Origin of the sequence: Paenibacillus turpanensis, assembly GCF_011421635.1 — a bacterium.
GTDB classification, from domain to species: Bacteria; Bacillota; Bacilli; order Paenibacillales; family YIM-B00363; genus Paenibacillus_AK; species Paenibacillus_AK turpanensis.
In genome coordinates, this window is record NZ_WTLI01000009.1 from 129,083 (window position 1) to 144,467 (window position 15,385).

The window sequence follows — 15,385 nt, forward strand, 5'->3', positions numbered from 1 at the left end:
TCGAAATCGTCACTGGTTGACGGGGTTTATGTCGAACGACCGTTAAAAAGAACGGGAATGGTGCAGCAGGAAATCTGCGAAGACGAACTGCTGTACCCCTTTCCATTGGAGGTGGGGGATATCGAAAGGTTTCGTTTTTTTAAGGGTCTTTTCTGGGGCCTGGTTGTATCCATACCCATTTGGGCGGTTCTTATTGTGTGGATCGTGAAAATGGTACAATAACGTCTTAAACTAAGCTCATAAGAGCTTTTTTTCGTGGTTGAAAAGCGAACATACATTCTAGTAGAATAGAAGGAGGTGTATCGAGTAGAGGAGTTGCTTTAGTTACGATGAATCCGCTAACAGGGAAGATGAATTCGATTTCCGAAGTGATCGATTTTGTTCGCTCGGATCGCGAATTAAGTGAAAATATAACCCACTGGCATACCATCCCGCCCCGCGAGGCGGAATATTCTGCTTTTCCGGAAATGCTCCACCCCTTGATTCGGAGCTCCCTTGAGGCAAAAGGAATTCAGCAGCTGTATTCCCATCAAGCGCAAACGTTTCTGGAGGCGCTTGGAGGGCGGCATACGGTAACGGTAACCCCGACGGCGTCGGGCAAAACGTTATGCTACAACCTGCCGGTGCTGCAGTCGATTGTTCAGGACGATGCGGCCAGAGCGCTGTATCTTTTTCCTACGAAGGCGCTTGCTCAGGATCAGGTGGCTGAGCTTCAGGAAACGGTAGACCGCATGGGGGTGGATATCAAGACGTATACCTACGACGGGGATACGCCGCCGACCGTCCGTCAGGCGATTCGCAACGCAGGCCATATCGTCGTGACGAACCCGGACATGCTGCATTCCGCCATCCTGCCCCACCATACGAAATGGGTCAAATTATTTGAAAATATTAAATATATCGTCATCGACGAGGTGCATTCCTATCGGGGCGTGTTTGGAAGCCATGTGGCGAACGTCATTCGCAGGCTGAAGCGGATCTGCCGCTTTTATGGCTCGCAGCCGCAATTTTTGTGCGCTTCCGCTACGATCGACAATCCCCGGGAGCATACGGAACGGCTTATCGGTGAAAAGGTCGCCTTAATCGACCGCAATGGAGCGCCTGCCGGAGAGAAGCATTTTGTCTTTTACAATCCTCCGGTTGTCAACCGTCAGCTGGGAATCCGCCGCAGCAGCGTGCTCGAGACTCGTAAGCTGGCTGGGCTGCTGTTAAGGCAGGGGATACAAACGATTGTTTTCGCAAGAAGCCGCGTCAGGGTTGAAATTTTATTAACCTACCTTCAAGACACGATTAAGCATGAACTGGGAGCGAAGTCGATTCGGGGGTATCGCGGCGGATATTTGCCTAAGCTGCGGCGCGAAATCGAGAGAGGACTGCGCAGCGGGGAAATCCGCGGCGTTGTAAGCACCAATGCACTTGAGCTTGGCATTGATATCGGCCAGCTTCAAGCGTGCGTAATGAACGGTTACCCTGGAACGATTGCGAGTACATGGCAGCAGTCCGGCCGTGCGGGCCGCAGACAGGAAAGCTCGGTTACGTTTATGGTAGCGAGCAGCAATCCGCTCGATCAATACGTCATTCAAAACCCGGACTATTTCTTCCATCGCGCACCGGAGCAGGCGAGAATTCATCCGGATAACCTGATTATCTTATTAGATCATGTGAAATGCGCTGCTTATGAGCTTCCGTTCGAGAAAGGGGAGACCTTCGGAGAAGAAAAGCTGGAGGATTTGCTTGAGTTTTTGTGCGAGGAGAAGGTGCTGCATTCCACCGGTGACCGATGGTACTGGATGGCGCAGGCGTTTCCGGCTAATAACATTTCTTTGCGGGCGGCAGCGCAAGAAAACTTTATTATTATCGACATGACCGACGGGCATCGGGTGATCGGTGAAGTCGATCGATTCAGTGCGCCGACGCTCATCCATGAGGAAGCGATCTATATTCATGAAGGCGTCCAATTTCAGGTGGAGAAGCTCGACTATGCGGAGAAGAAAGCTTACGTTCGCGAAGTGAATGTGGACTATTTTACCGATGCCAATATGGCGGTTGAGCTGAAGGTGCTGCATGTCGACCGGACATCGGCCAATGAGGGCGATGAGCATTGCTACGGAGAGGTTACTGTCGTTGCAAGGCCGACGATATTTAAGAAAATTCGTCTGCGCACGCATGAAAATATCGGCTCTGGGCCGATCCATTTACCTGAAGAAGAGCTGCACACGAGCAGCTACTGGATCACTTTTCATGAACAAACGACAGGAGCCTTTTCGGGTAACGACATGCAGTTTGCCTTACTCGGGCTCGCCAATGTCCTCGTGCATATCGCTCCGTTGTATTTGATGTGCGACCCGATGGACATTCGTGTTGTCCCGCAGGTGAAATCCATTCAAACGAAGCAGCCGACCATCTTCTTATACGACCGTTATCCCGGCGGAATCGGGTTAAGCGAAAGATTGTATGAGGTTCGTGAGGATTTGCTGAGACAAGCGGAGTCGCTTATCTCTGGCTGCACTTGCTTGAGCGGCTGTCCGGCATGTGTCGGACCGATTGAAGAAGTAGGGTTAACAGGCAAGCAGCTGGCGCTTCGCCTCTTGCGGCATGGACGAATTGGCAGAGGCACAATGGGAGATGGACGTCATGAGCTCGCTTAAGGATCGGTTGAAACGGCTGACCCAGTCAAGCGCTGCTTCGACGAATAACAGCGAGGCTTCACTGCATCAAGAGCTGCCTTCCCTGAAGCCGGCTGCCGCTCCTGCAGAAGACCCATGGTCAGAGCTGGAGGCTGTCATTTATACCAATGAGGGCGGCAGCTTCGTCATGCGAACGAAGCATTATCCGCTATCTTACCGTCATGGCCATGTTCCCCTCACATGGAACGATTCCGGTCATGAGGGGATCAGGCTGTTAGGTTCAGCTGCATTGGAATGTGATCGGGAGCAGCTTTTATTTTTGGATACCGAGACGACGGGGCTGGGCATTGGTGCCGGAAATGTTGCTTTTATGATCGGCATCGGATTTTACAGCGAAAATCGTTTTACTATCGAACAGCTGTTCATACGAAATCCGGCGGAGGAGTACGCGGTGCTCTTATACCTGCAGCACAAGCTGCAGCAATACAGCCATCTCGTTACCTACAACGGGAGAAGCTTTGATTGGCCGGTAGTAAAAAACCGGTTCGTGCTCCATCGGCTGCAGGCTCCGGCGGAACCGGTCCATATGGATTTGCTTTATCCATCACGCAGGCTGTGGAAACGAACGATGCCTTCCTGCAGTTTGGGGACGGTAGAAGGAAGACAGCTAGGGTTTTATCGAATGAATGACGTACCCGGTTCTATGGCGCCGGTGCTCTATGTGCAATATCTTACGAGCGAAAACGTGGAGGATATCAAAGGCGTATTTATTCATAATGAACATGACATTGTATCTCTTGCAGCCTTGTGCGGTTATTTGTGCGATTTAATTGGGGGCCAGCCGCTCTGGAAGCAAAAAAGCGCCGAGGAGTTATTTCGTCTCGCCTGCTGGTTTGATCATATCGGCCGTACGCCGCAAACGGAAGAGGTGCTGGAAGCGCTGCTTCAATATCCCGAACGTGAAAAATCAGCTTTTTTTCTGGGGATCGCCCAGCTGTATAAACGAAATGGCCGGCATCAGAAGGCGGTTGAACTATGGAAAGCCTATATTGCAATGCATAATGACCGTGTAATTCCCGCCGTACTAGACCCTTATATCGAACTGGCCATGTATTATGAGCATAGGATCAAGGATTGGCAGGAGGCATTGCATTGGGCGGAAGCTGCTTTGAGCAGAGCGAGAAAACGAGTCTCGATGGCACGCGGCGGCGAAGCGGGAAGAGAGCTGCTGGCAAGCTTGGAGAAGCGCTGTGAAAGACTTCATCGTAAACAATATAAGCATTCAGAGCGTAAGGTGAGCATATCGAGAAGAAGCATAACCTCGACTCGGGTGGAACAGGTTTCCATTTCGGATTTGCTGTAGACGACCTGGCAACTGAACACGGGGCTGGCTGGAGAATAAAGGTCATTTTGTTTGGATGAACAGCTCGTGATGACCTTTAAGCTCCGCCAGCAGCACTTCTTTATGGTGTGAAATCTTTCTGCGGGCCAGCTGCTCCATTAACCAGGAACGGTCTACTCCGGCTTCCTTGAAATTTCCGTCAACCAATTTACCGTCCAAAATTAAGGTGACTGGTATAGGGTCGGCAGCCGCTTTTACTCGCAGATTCTTATTTGTGGGCGGAGCATAGTCGGGCTTTGGAAAAACGCTCAAGGAACCGTTGGTTTCCAGAATGGCATGCTCCAATTCGCTAACGGAGAGATGTCCCTGCTGACGAACAAGGCTCTGCAGCTGATTCATATCCATATTATTTTTTTTCATCGTTTTATACTCAATTTTTCCTTTATGAATAATGATCGACGGCTCGCCTTCTAATAGCTTTCTCAGCTTATTGTTCTTTTGAGTGACGAATAAGGATGAGAAAATCAAAACGGCCCACAGGCCCGTGGCGAACAGTACCTTCCAGATATCCACTTCATCATCGTAAACCGCGTTTCCAAGCAGTTCTCCAAGGATCAAGACGGATATAAAGTCAAAGGGAGTAAGCTGCGAAAAGTGAGTTTTCCCCATGATTTTCGTATACGTAAACAACGCGAGAAAACCAATAAATAGCTCTAAGGCAATGTTTAAATAAGAACTCATGGAGTCATCACAAATCCTTTAACTATAGATTGTTCTTGCGCAGAATGCTTTGGAAGGATGGAGATTGTTCCCAATCTTTGATCTTAATTTGCCCGATGATCGTTATAATACTCCGCCTTTTACCTTATGGTATAAAACTAGAGAAGGTAAGGTATTCGAATGAAAAGTAAACTTTTGGTACATAGTAGGTAAAAAACTCAGCTGGTCGGAGGAGGAGTTGTTTTGCCTGAATTGCCTGAGATGGAAACGTACCGGATGCTTCTTCAACCTTTACTACTAGGAAAGACGATTACTGAGGTGCAGGTGGAGAGGGTGAAATCAGTCGGTCTGACCGAAGCGGGACCTTTTATTCATGAGGTAGAAGGCAGGACGATCACCGGCATTGAGCGCAGGGCAAAGCATCTTGTGTTTCGGCTTGACAGTGGTAAATCGCTTTTATTGCACCTTATGCTGGGCGGATGGATGTTCTACGGCACGGAGGAGCAAAGACCGAATCGAACCGTTCAGGTACGGCTCTCGTTCGGGGATAAGCATTTGCATTTTATCGGGCTGCGATTAGGTTATTTATTTTTATTGAATGAGGTGGAGCTGGAACGTAAAACCGGCGGGCTAGGCCCGGAGCCGATGGATCCTACTTTTACCGAAGAGGCTTGGTGGTCTCAGCTCCGTTCCCGTCGCGGTGTTCTAAAGCCTGTCCTGACGGATCAAAAGGTGTTTTCGGGAATTGGAAACTGCTATGCCGATGAAATTTGTTTCGACGCCGAGCTTCGTCCGGATTCACCGATTTCTTCTCTTTCCGACGATCATATACGGACATTGTATTCTTCGATGCGTTCGGTGCTGCGCGAAGCGATCGTTCACGGAGGATATATGGAATATCCGCTTTACGAAGGGGACTTGCATACCGGCGGCTATAACGATAGGTGCCGAGTGTATGATCGGGGCGGAGAGCCGTGCGTTCGGTGCGGCGGTCCGATTACGCAGGAGCAGTTGTCGGGACGTAAAGTGTTTTATTGCCTGCGCTGTCAAGAGCTTCCTTCCGGAGTGTTTGCTAGGGGCGCGTATGACCGGGGACAACGGTGATGTATGTAGGCTGCCATATCAGTATTCGAAAAGGGTTTTTGGCAGCTGCGCAGACGGCTGCGGCCATTGGCGGAAATGCGTTTCAATATTTCCCCAAAAACCCGCGCTCCCTATCAATCAAAGAATGGGACAAGGCAGACGCGGAAGCGTGCTCGAATTTTTGTAAGGCGAATGACATTCGTTCGATTGCTCATACGACGTACGCGACGAATTTGGCGGTTACGGGATCGCTTCGGGAACCCACGATTCAGTCGGTTAAAAATGATCTTTCGATTGCGGATTCATGCGGGTCGATAGGGCTTGTCGTTCATTTTGGAAAATTTAAAGAAAAGAACCCGCTTATAGGCTACCGCAACATCATTTCGGCGTTAAATGAGATTCTGGCGGACTACAGCGGCGAAGCGCTCATTTTATTGGAAAATCAGGCAGGAGAAAGCGGCAAGGTCGGCTCAACGCTGGAGGAGCTTACCCAAATTCGCGGCTTGTCGGACTATCCGGATAAGATTGGCTTTTGTCTCGATACATGCCATATATTTGCAAGCGGGGTATGGACTCTTGAGAATGGGGAAGAGCTTAAGGCCAAAGGGAAAGAGCTTGGATATTTTGAGCATCTAAAAGCAGTTCATTTGAATGATTCGAAGCATCCCTGCGGCTCCCTTCGCGACCGCCATGAGAATATCGGCAAGGGTTATATCGGTGAAAACGGATTTCAAAGGCTTTGCATCCCAAGTGAGGTGTTAAGGGAACTGCCGATTGTTCTTGAAACTCCTGTGCCCGAAGAGTATACTCATGGGCAGGAAATCGCTTATGTGCGAAAGCTGTTAGGCGGGGAGTAGAAGGGGGAAACAAATGTGATCCGTTTGGACCAGGTTTCATTGCGTAGAGAAGAAACGCAAATTTTATCCGATATATCTCTACATATAAAAAAGGGAGAGCATTGGGCCCTGCTCGGCCGTAATGGCTCAGGAAAAACGTCTTTGCTTGAAATCATTAACGGCTATATGTTCCCAAGTACCGGAAAGGTGCATGTGTTAGGCGAAACGTACGGTCAATGCGATCTCCGCGAAATTAGAAAGCGGATCGGTTATATATCGCAATCGTTGTTTGAGAAAATGCAGCCCGCTGATCCGTTGTGGCAGGCAGTCGCTTCCGGAGAGTATGCGTTTTTGCGTTTTTACACAGAAATTCCAGCAGCGGTGAAAGAAAAAGCGATCGAAAGATTACGTCAAGTAGGGCTGGAGCGGCTTCAGGATCACCCTTTGGGAACGTTGTCGCAAGGGGAACGGAAGAAGGCTCTGCTTGCTAGGGCGCTCATGCAGGAGCCGGAGCTGCTTATATTGGACGAGCCCTGCTCGGGGCTGGACATATTTGAGCGCGAGAAGCTGCTGCGGGTCATCGAACAGATTGGTGCGGAGAAGCTGAGCATCGTGTATGTCACGCATCATTTGGAGGAGATCATGCCGTTTTTCACGCATGCCGCGGTGATTGAACAGGGAAGCGTCATTGCCTCCGGTGAAAAGCGTGAGGTATTGACGGAGGACAATGTTCGCCGCGCTTTTGATGTGAATGTAGATATTGATTGGACTTACGGACGCCCATGGCTGCGCGTTCGTGGACAATAGGAGCGGATTGCTGTGTCGTCTACTAACGTTGAAGCTGCGTCCCGCTGGATCTCGACGAGCAATCGAGGTTCTGCGGTGTATGCATTAGAAGAATGGAGAAGGTTGTTCCCGGGAGCGAGAGGAAAGCATCTCGTGCCTTCGGAAGTGCTTATCGTCGAGGTTCCTTTATCCTCTAATGAGGTGTTGAAGGGGCTGAAGGCGGAAGAGCCCGTTTTTGTCCGGCATGTTCAGCCTGTACTGGTCGAAGTGCCGGTAGCCTCGAATGTCGAGCAAACGGTAAGAGAGGCGTTGGATCGAGCTGATTTACCACAATTGAACGGGCAAAAGACGGCAGTTCAGGTTCGCAGGACGGAAAAGGCCGGCGAAGACGCTTCGGTCGGGGAGTGGAAAGCGTCTTTCGAGCGGGAGCTCACAGAGAGGTATGGAATGATTCCTACCGTGAATGAAGCGGCATGGATTGTATCCGTGTTTGTAACAGAAGAATGGGTATGGATCGGCTGCTCCACTCCGGATGAGAATTTGTCGGATTGGCCTGGTGGTGCAATACGTTTTCGGCGCGAGGAAGGTCTTATTTCAAGAGCGAAATTCAAGCTGCTGGAAGCGGAGGTTCGCTTTGGATTGAAGCTGGATTCATTTTCGTCGGCGCTCGATATCGGGGCGGCGCCGGGGGGCTGGACTTCGCTTCTATTGGAGCGGGATCTTCAGGTTACGGCTGTGGATCCTGGTCAGCTGGATGCTTCACTGCTATCCAATCCAAGGCTAACCTATCTGCGCAAAAATGCTGCGGATGTCAAGTTTCGCGAGGGCGAGTTTGATCTGCTCGTCTGCGATATGAGCTGGAGCCCAAGACAAATGCAGAAGCTGATCAAAGAGCTGTTGTATTCGCTGCAGGCTGGTGGAACGGCGATTATTACCTTGAAGCTGATGCACGGCAAGCCATTCCAAACGATCCGAGAAGCCAGAGAGGCGTTCGGTTCAGGCGGTTTGACGGAAGTTGGGGCGAAGCAGCTGTTTCATAACCGCGATGAGTTAACGATGATTTTCCGCAAAGGATAGTGGAATCAAATATTCGTGTTTTACAAAGGCATGGATCGTTTTTACGAACGATTCATGTTTTTTTTTGTGCCTTTGTTAGATTTTGGCGAGACAAATGGATAGAAACGCGATATAATAATAGTCAATGTTAGGTTTAGTAACATATAATGTTCGGTTTGGAGGCGAAGAGGTGCATTTTACGGAACGTGAAAAGGAACGCTTGTTAATTACCGTTGCTGCTGATGTTGCGCGCCGCCGTTTAGCCCGAGGAGTTAAGCTGAATTATCCGGAGAGCATGGCGCTTTTGACCTCGGAAATCTTGGAAGGGGCACGGGATGGAAGATCGGTGGTCGAGTTGATGGAATATGGGAAGCAAATTTTAACTGAGGATCAAGTGATGCCGGGGGTGGCAGAGATGATCGGTGAGGTGCAGGTGGAAGCGACGTTCCCGGATGGGACGAAGCTTGTCACGGTGCATCATCCAATTGGAGCGCCGACAGCCGGCCAAAGCGGGGGTGCTTTGGAATGATTCCAGGACAATACCGGATCAAACCGGGGTTGGTTGAGCTTAATGCGGGCAGGGAGAGGATCGAGCTCGATGTCGTGAATACGGGGGATCGTCCGATTCAGGTGGGTTCACATTACGTGTTTTATGAAGTGAACCGGGCGCTTCGCTTTGACAGGCCGACTGCTTACGGCATGAGGCTCGATATTCCGGCAGGTACGGCCGTCCGGTTTGAGCCGGGGGAAGAGAAGCGGGTCACTTTGGTGGAGATCGGCGGACGACGCCGTGTTCAAGGCTTTAACGGGCTTTCTGCATCGGAGTCGCTGCAGCCGGGATCACCGGATCAAGAAACGCTGGAGAAGCTGAGGCAGTGGGAGGCGAGATCATGAAACCGACAAGATCTATGGACCGGGAATCCTATGCTTCGATGTTCGGTCCGACAACGGGGGATGCGGTCAGGCTGGCGGATACGGAGCTGTGGGCCTGTATCGAGAAGGACTTCACGGTATACGGCGAAGAGGTGAAGTTTGGAGGCGGCAAAGTAATCCGCGACGGCATGGGGCAATCGCAGGCAACGCGCGCTGAAGGCGTCCCGGATACGATTATTACCAATGCGATCATAATCGACCATTGGGGGATCGTGAAGGCGGACATCGGTATTCGCGACGGCTTGATATGCGGCATCGGCAAAGCCGGTAATCCGGATATAATGGATGGCGTGCATCCGAAGCTGGTGATTGGCGCGTCCACGGAAGTGATCGCCGGCGAAGGCATGATCGTAACGGCGGGCGGGATCGATACGCATATCCATTTCATCTGTCCGCAGCAAATTGAAACGGCGCTCGCTTCCGGCGTAACTACGATGATCGGCGGCGGAACGGGACCTGCCGCCGGAACGAATGCGACGACCTGTACGCCGGGCGAGTGGCATATTCATCGGATGCTGGAGTCGGTTGAAGCGTTTCCGATGAATATTGGCTTCCTTGGCAAAGGGAATAGCTCGACACCCGAGCCGCTGCGTGAGCAGATCGAGGCCGGGGCGATCGGGCTGAAGCTGCACGAGGACTGGGGAACAACCCCTGCTGCTATCGATACGTGTCTAACCGTCGCAGATCAATACGATGTGCAGGTCGCGATTCATACCGATACCTTGAACGAATCCGGCTTTGTGGAGGATACGCTTGCGGCTATTAACGGCCGCACGATCCACACGTATCATACGGAGGGTGCGGGCGGCGGACACGCGCCTGATATTATCCGCGCTGCAGGCATGCCGAATGTCATTCCGTCTTCGACCAACCCGACGCGTCCGTACACGGTTAACACGGTGGAGGAGCATCTGGATATGCTTATGGTTTGCCATCATTTGGACAGCCGCATTCCGGAGGATGTCGCGTTCGCGGATTCGCGAATTCGCCCGGAGACGATCGCGGCAGAGGACATTTTGCATGATATGGGCGTGTTCAGCATTATTTCATCCGACTCCCAGGCGATGGGCCGAGTGGGAGAGGTTATCATCCGCACCTGGCAGACCGCGGACAAAATGAAAAAGCAGCGCGGGCCGCTGAGCGAAGACTCGGTGGACGGCGATAATTACCGGATTAAGCGCTACGTTGCGAAATATACGATTAATCCGGCGCTCACCCACGGCATTTCCCATCTGGTCGGCTCGGTAGAAGAAGGCAAGTTTGCCGATTTGGTTGTGTGGAAGCCGATGTTTTTCGGCGTGAAGCCGGAAATGATCCTGAAGGGCGGCGTCATCGCCTACAGTCAAATGGGCGATCCGAACGCCTCGATTCCGACGCCGCAGCCGGTCTATGGCAGACCGATGTTCGGGTCGTTCGGGCGCTCGATCTACAGCAATTCCATAACATTTGTATCCCAAGCCGCGTTAGCGCAGGGAGTTCCGGAAAAGCTGAAGCTGCAAAAGAGAGTGGAAGCAGTTCGGGGCTGCCGCTCCGTTGGCAAGGCGGATATGATTCATAACAGCGGTACGCCGCTGATTGAAGTGAACCCCGAGACGTACGAAGTGAAGGTCGACGGCGTCGCGGTAGGGTGTGAGCCAGCGGAAGTGCTGCCGATGGCGCAGCTGTATTTTATGTTTTAAGGAGGTGGGGCTGTTGCCCGGCCGTACGATAACAGCATGGCTTTCTTTTGTACAATTTCTCGATTCGGCGCTTCCGGTCGGCAGCTTTTCCCATTCCTTCGGTCTGGAAGCTTACGTCCAGCATGGCCGAATTCAAACGTCGGAGGATGTGCGGAATTACATCCTGTCTATGCTTTATCAAAGCTGGGCGACATCGGATGCTCTGGGTGTGAAGGCCGTATACGAATACGCGCCCGAGCAAAGATGGGAGCAGCTGTGGGATTTGGATCAGCTGCTGCATGTGCAGCGACAGGCCGAGGAAACCCGCGAGGGGATGCGTAAAATTGGCCGCAGGCTGTTTCAGCTGGGGCGGACGATTTATCCGCAGCTGGAATGGACTCCGCTGGAGGAGGCAATGAAAAGCGGCAGCTGTGTCGGCACCTTGCCCGTTGTGCTGGGGTGGATTGCCTGGCAGCTCGGCATTCCTCGCGATCAAGCGGTGCACGGGCTGCTGTACACGAGCTGCAGCGCCGCGGTGAATTGCTCTTTGCGGTTGATGGCCATCGGCCAAACCGAAGGGCAGGCGATGCTTGCGGAGCTGATCCCGCATATTGAAGCGGCCTGGTCCCGCAGCTCCGGGTTGGATCCGTTCGACTGCTCGTCGAACGCCTTCATCGCCGAGCTCGAAATGATGCGGCATGAAACGCTGTATTCCAGATTGTTTATGTCTTAATCCAACGATGACAACTTTACTAAGGGGGAAGTTACAATGTGTCAAAATGGACAACATCATCACCACCATGAATGGGAAACACCGGTCATGGCCAAAAAGAGACCGATTCGCATCGGAATCGGAGGCCCGGTGGGCTCCGGTAAAACCGCACTCGTCGAAAAGCTGTCCAAACGTCTGCGCGACAAATACAGCATCGGCGTAATTACCAACGACATCTATACCAAAGAGGACGCGCTTATTCTCATGCGAGCGGATGCGCTGCCGGAAGAGCGTATTATCGGGGTCGAAACAGGCGGCTGCCCGCATACGGCGATCCGTGAGGATGCTTCCATGAATTTTGAAGCAGTGGAAGAGCTTGAGGCTCGTTTTAACGATTTGAAAATGATCCTAATCGAAAGCGGCGGCGATAACCTTGCAGCAGCGTTCAGCCCGGAGCTGGTGGACCGGTTCATATATATTATCGACGTCGCGCAGGGAGAAAAGATTCCGCGCAAGGGCGGCCCTGGCATCATGCGTTCGGATCTTTTGATTATTAACAAAAAGGATCTGGCTCCTTTTGTCGGTGCGAGCCTGGAGGTCATGGAAAAGGACTCCCGCACGATGCGAGGCGATCGTCCGTTTGTGTTCACCAATTTACGCGATGAGGATGGGCTGGAGCAAGTCATCGCTTGGCTGGAAAACGAGCTCGTCTCATGAGTGTTTCAGGGCTGCTGAACGCCGAATTTGAGCTCACAAGCGCCGGAACACGACTGGCCCGCAATGTCCATCGATACCCGCTGAAGGTGCAGAAGAGCTTTCCGGTCGGCGGCGGCCAGGCGGCGATCGTCATAATGGACGCTTCGCCCGGCCTTCTCGAAGGAGATGTGTATGATATATCCTTAGTGGCGGGCCGCGGCACCAAGGTGTACGCAACGACGCAGTCCTACACCAAAATTCATCCTTCCACGCAGGGCAAGCCGGCAAAGCAACAGATCAAGTTAACCGTGCGAGAGGATGCGCTGCTGGAGTTTTTTCCAGAGCCGGCCATGCCCTACGCGGATTCGCTTTACGAGGGGGCCGTCGATATTAGCCTTGTAGGAAATGCGGTGCTGCTCTTCGGGGAAATCCTCTGCCCAGGACGTGATTTGCGGGGGGAACGATTCCATTACCGCTCGTACCAAAATACACTTCAAGTGAACAGGGACGGGAAAAGACTTCTTTTCAACCGTGTACGGCTGCAGCCGCAGGAACCGCATTTCTTTTCACCCGCCGTGTTGGATGGAAGCTTGTATATGGGCACGTTCTACGCCTTTGGACTGACCGATCCGCGTGCGACGGTTGAGGCGCTGCGTATGCTTTGCAGCGAAGCGCCGGATTGGGGCTCGAAGCTTACGGCAGGCATAAGCCGAACCGAGGGCGGAGGCGTGGTGGTGACGATGTCCTCGGCCTGTCTGCGCAGCATGAAGAGCTGCATGCAGAGCTTGCGGGAGGCGGTCCGACGTGACGCTCTAACTATGCAGCCGCTGTATTTTTTGGCGAGCTTATAATTGTAAAGCCGAATGCTCCACTCCTTGTGCGTGGACTTCGGCTTTTTGTTTTCTGCGGCGGTTGTATTTTGTCCAAGGTTCTGCGCATTGCAATTGCATTTTGTATAAGGTTAATTTGGCTCGGTTTCCTTGTCTAGATGCTTGATCTGTACCGCTTGTCAGGAGTCCGAGAAAATGTCATCGATTGTTAAGGGAACACGCAAACAATGGGGAGGATTTTGCTGCACGGCTTCCTTGCACCCGGAGCCTCCAATGTAAAATTGGATATGGGAGTTGCTCCTTGCGAGAAGATCGAGCTCTGGCAAAAGTTCCCGATTGCTCTCAAACGGGATCGGTGTCGATGCGGACAGCACTACCTTCGCCGGCTGGAGCTGGGAGATCGCCGCTTCCAGCGCTCCCGGGGCGGGGGAAGCTCCAAGAGTGCTCGTTCGCCATCCATTCAGCATGGCATGAAGCAGAATCATTAAGAGCGGAATCTCATGACGCTCTCCGGGTAAGCAGGCTCCTAGCAGCAGCGGGGCATTTGGAGATTCTCTGAAGGTTCCTCTCACTTGGAGCAAATAGTCTCTGACAGCGAGGCTCGCCATATGCTCCTGATGCTCGGACCATTTCCCGGCCACCCAATGTTGTCCAATTACCGAAAGATACGGGCGGACGACCTCATCCAGCAAATAAAGAAGTCCAAACTGATGAAAGGTTTGCTGCAGGAGAATATGGATTGCCTTATCGTCGCATCGTTCACCGGAAAGAAGCAGCTGTTCGACCACGGGATTAATCTCGGCATCGGAGCAGTTGTCGTTCTCATTTTCCCGGGTAAAATGTTCCGTTACGGTTGTGTTATGGCTGATGTTATTTTTTACGGATAATTTGTGGTTAGCGGCAAGAATCGCGTTGCGGACAGAATAGCCTCTGTTAATTAAGTCTTTTATATTGTTAAGGGTTTGGATGTCCTCGACACTATAAACACGGTACCCGTTTTCGAGCCGCTTGGGAACGACCGCTTTGTAGCGCTCCTCCCACTTGCGGATGACGAAGGTGGATAACCCTGTTTTGTCGGCGGCTTGGCGAATGCTGTACCACCCATCAGTCATGGTTTTTGACGCTCCTTCTTACTCCAAGTATCTTATGGTGAAAATTGTACCATGAGTGTATAACCTATCACAACAATCTATATACAAAGATTTGACAATAGTTCGTAAGATTACGTATAATAGAAATGAGAGATTTATCCGTGGAAATATCATGTTGCCGACCATAGCGATCGAAGACGTCGTTGAAGGAGGAAGGACGCATGCAGAAAGAATTGCGAAGACAATTGCGGTGCACAGTGCTGAAGGAAGTGTACTATACAACAAGAAGCCGTAGAAGCAGAAAGACTATCCCCGTCTCTATTGAATTTGAGGACCCGGAAACATTTTTCGCGTTGGAATATTTGGCTGACAAGGGCCTGATTTACTTACGGCAGCAGGATCAGGAGCATTATGTAGCGAAAATTACGTCCTCCGGGAAGCAGTATGTTGAGCAGGGGAAGGATATTGTGGCTGCATATTAAGAACGAAAAGGCGGTCCGTTACAAACGGAATCCGCCATTTTTTTTGTTTCGGGAGGAACGGATCAGGACGAGGAACGAGGCGGCAAAAACAACAGCTTCGATAACCAGCAGTGCGATAACGGGAAGTGAGGTCTTCTTAAAGTGAATAAAGCTGTGAAACGCATCTAATGTTTCGCTAATTCGGAGAATCCAATTCATGTCCGGTAAAATGCCGAGTGAGGCTGCGACCAGCACCCACAGATCCTTTAGCTTCCAAGCAAGCAGCGACACTCCCGCTCCGGTTAAAGCGAACAAAAGCACCTGCCATGGAAAGCTTAATTCGTAGTGCGGCACGGCGTCCAGTGCAAAGTGGGAGGCGAATGCCACAGTCAGACCGAGTATCTTCGGACGGCGGAGCAACGTGTAAACAGCGGCTCCGGCGGCAAAATGCGTTGCGCCAAGCATGGATAGGCACTCTCCTTTTTTGTATGTATTCTATAGCTAAGGTTACCAAATATTACTTTACAAAGAAATATTCATTCGATATAGTTTAT

General features: G+C 51.6%; 16 protein-coding genes. 13 read left to right on the forward strand and 3 right to left on the reverse strand.

The annotated features are described in order from the left end of the window. Window positions 1–329 precede the first annotated feature (329 nt). Together GQS10_RS10220 and GQS10_RS10225 are read left to right on the forward strand one after the other, a co-directional pair. Complete coding sequence (locus tag GQS10_RS10220) at window positions 330–2,648, forward strand: DEAD/DEAH box helicase (protein ID WP_166241687.1); 2,319 nt, start codon at window positions 330–332, stop codon at window positions 2,646–2,648. Beyond that, window positions 2,605–3,990 carry a ribonuclease H-like domain-containing protein gene (locus GQS10_RS10225; RefSeq protein ID WP_166241689.1) on the forward strand — a complete coding sequence of 462 codons (1,386 nt, stop codon included), beginning with the start codon at window positions 2,605–2,607 and terminating at the stop codon, window positions 3,988–3,990. The genes GQS10_RS10220 and GQS10_RS10225 overlap by 44 nt, the downstream gene beginning before the upstream one ends. A 42-nt stretch (window positions 3,991–4,032) precedes the next feature. Here GQS10_RS10225 and GQS10_RS10230 read toward each other — a convergent pair whose 3' ends face one another. Then, the gene (locus GQS10_RS10230) at window positions 4,033–4,710 is read right to left on the reverse strand and encodes a DUF421 domain-containing protein (protein ID WP_166241691.1); all 678 of its coding nucleotides are present in this window, start codon (window positions 4,708–4,710) and stop codon (window positions 4,033–4,035) included. A gap of 222 nt (window positions 4,711–4,932) precedes the next feature. Between GQS10_RS10230 and GQS10_RS10235 the strand changes: the two genes are divergently transcribed. From GQS10_RS10235 to GQS10_RS10280, 10 genes are all read left to right on the forward strand, one after another. Continuing rightward, window positions 4,933–5,793, forward strand: coding sequence for an Fpg/Nei family DNA glycosylase (locus GQS10_RS10235; RefSeq protein ID WP_166241693.1), 861 nt, complete (start codon window positions 4,933–4,935; stop codon window positions 5,791–5,793). After that, window positions 5,793–6,629: a deoxyribonuclease IV gene (locus GQS10_RS10240; protein ID WP_166241695.1), complete on the forward strand. Its 837-nt coding sequence runs from the start codon at window positions 5,793–5,795 to the stop codon at window positions 6,627–6,629. The genes GQS10_RS10235 and GQS10_RS10240 overlap by 1 nt, the downstream gene beginning before the upstream one ends. 15 nt (window positions 6,630–6,644) lie before the next feature. Then, window positions 6,645–7,415, forward strand: coding sequence for an ATP-binding cassette domain-containing protein (locus tag GQS10_RS10245; protein WP_166241697.1), 771 nt, complete (start codon window positions 6,645–6,647; stop codon window positions 7,413–7,415). Window positions 7,416–7,427: 12 nt separating this feature from the next. Beyond that, window positions 7,428–8,471 carry an SAM-dependent methyltransferase gene (locus GQS10_RS10250; RefSeq protein WP_166241699.1) on the forward strand — a complete coding sequence of 348 codons (1,044 nt, stop codon included), beginning with the start codon at window positions 7,428–7,430 and terminating at the stop codon, window positions 8,469–8,471. A gap of 169 nt (window positions 8,472–8,640) precedes the next feature. After that, the gene (locus GQS10_RS10255) at window positions 8,641–8,979 is read left to right on the forward strand and encodes an urease subunit gamma (RefSeq protein ID WP_166241701.1); all 339 of its coding nucleotides are present in this window, start codon (window positions 8,641–8,643) and stop codon (window positions 8,977–8,979) included. Continuing rightward, entirely contained in the window at window positions 8,976–9,344 is a 369-nt protein-coding gene (locus tag GQS10_RS10260; RefSeq protein WP_166241703.1) for an urease subunit beta, read from the forward strand. Before GQS10_RS10255 ends, GQS10_RS10260 begins: the two co-directional genes overlap by 4 nt. Then, complete coding sequence (gene ureC / locus GQS10_RS10265; RefSeq protein WP_166241705.1) at window positions 9,341–11,062, forward strand: urease subunit alpha; 1,722 nt, start codon at window positions 9,341–9,343, stop codon at window positions 11,060–11,062. The genes GQS10_RS10260 and ureC overlap by 4 nt, the downstream gene beginning before the upstream one ends. Window positions 11,063–11,075: 13 nt before the next feature. After that, window positions 11,076–11,774 (forward strand): urease accessory protein UreF, encoded by a 699-nt coding sequence (locus tag GQS10_RS10270; protein ID WP_166241707.1) that lies wholly within the window; start codon window positions 11,076–11,078, stop codon window positions 11,772–11,774. A gap of 36 nt (window positions 11,775–11,810) precedes the next feature. Next, window positions 11,811–12,470 carry an urease accessory protein UreG gene (gene ureG / locus GQS10_RS10275; protein ID WP_166241709.1) on the forward strand — a complete coding sequence of 220 codons (660 nt, stop codon included), beginning with the start codon at window positions 11,811–11,813 and terminating at the stop codon, window positions 12,468–12,470. After that, window positions 12,443–13,300 (forward strand): urease accessory protein UreD, encoded by an 858-nt coding sequence (locus tag GQS10_RS10280; protein ID WP_166241711.1) that lies wholly within the window; start codon window positions 12,443–12,445, stop codon window positions 13,298–13,300. Before ureG ends, GQS10_RS10280 begins: the two co-directional genes overlap by 28 nt. A gap of 158 nt (window positions 13,301–13,458) precedes the next feature. Here GQS10_RS10280 and GQS10_RS10285 read toward each other — a convergent pair whose 3' ends face one another. Further along, the gene (locus tag GQS10_RS10285) at window positions 13,459–14,391 is read right to left on the reverse strand and encodes a MerR family transcriptional regulator (RefSeq protein WP_166241713.1); all 933 of its coding nucleotides are present in this window, start codon (window positions 14,389–14,391) and stop codon (window positions 13,459–13,461) included. A 200-nt stretch (window positions 14,392–14,591) separates the two neighbouring features. On the opposite strand from GQS10_RS10285, the gene GQS10_RS10290 reads away from it, so the two are divergent. Further along, window positions 14,592–14,852, forward strand: coding sequence for a hypothetical protein (locus GQS10_RS10290; protein ID WP_166241715.1), 261 nt, complete (start codon window positions 14,592–14,594; stop codon window positions 14,850–14,852). An 18-nt stretch (window positions 14,853–14,870) separates the two neighbouring features. Here the strand turns inward: GQS10_RS10290 and GQS10_RS10295 are convergent, their stop codons facing one another. After that, window positions 14,871–15,296, reverse strand: coding sequence for a hypothetical protein (locus GQS10_RS10295; RefSeq protein ID WP_166241717.1), 426 nt, complete (start codon window positions 15,294–15,296; stop codon window positions 14,871–14,873). Window positions 15,297–15,385: the final 89 nt, after the last annotated feature.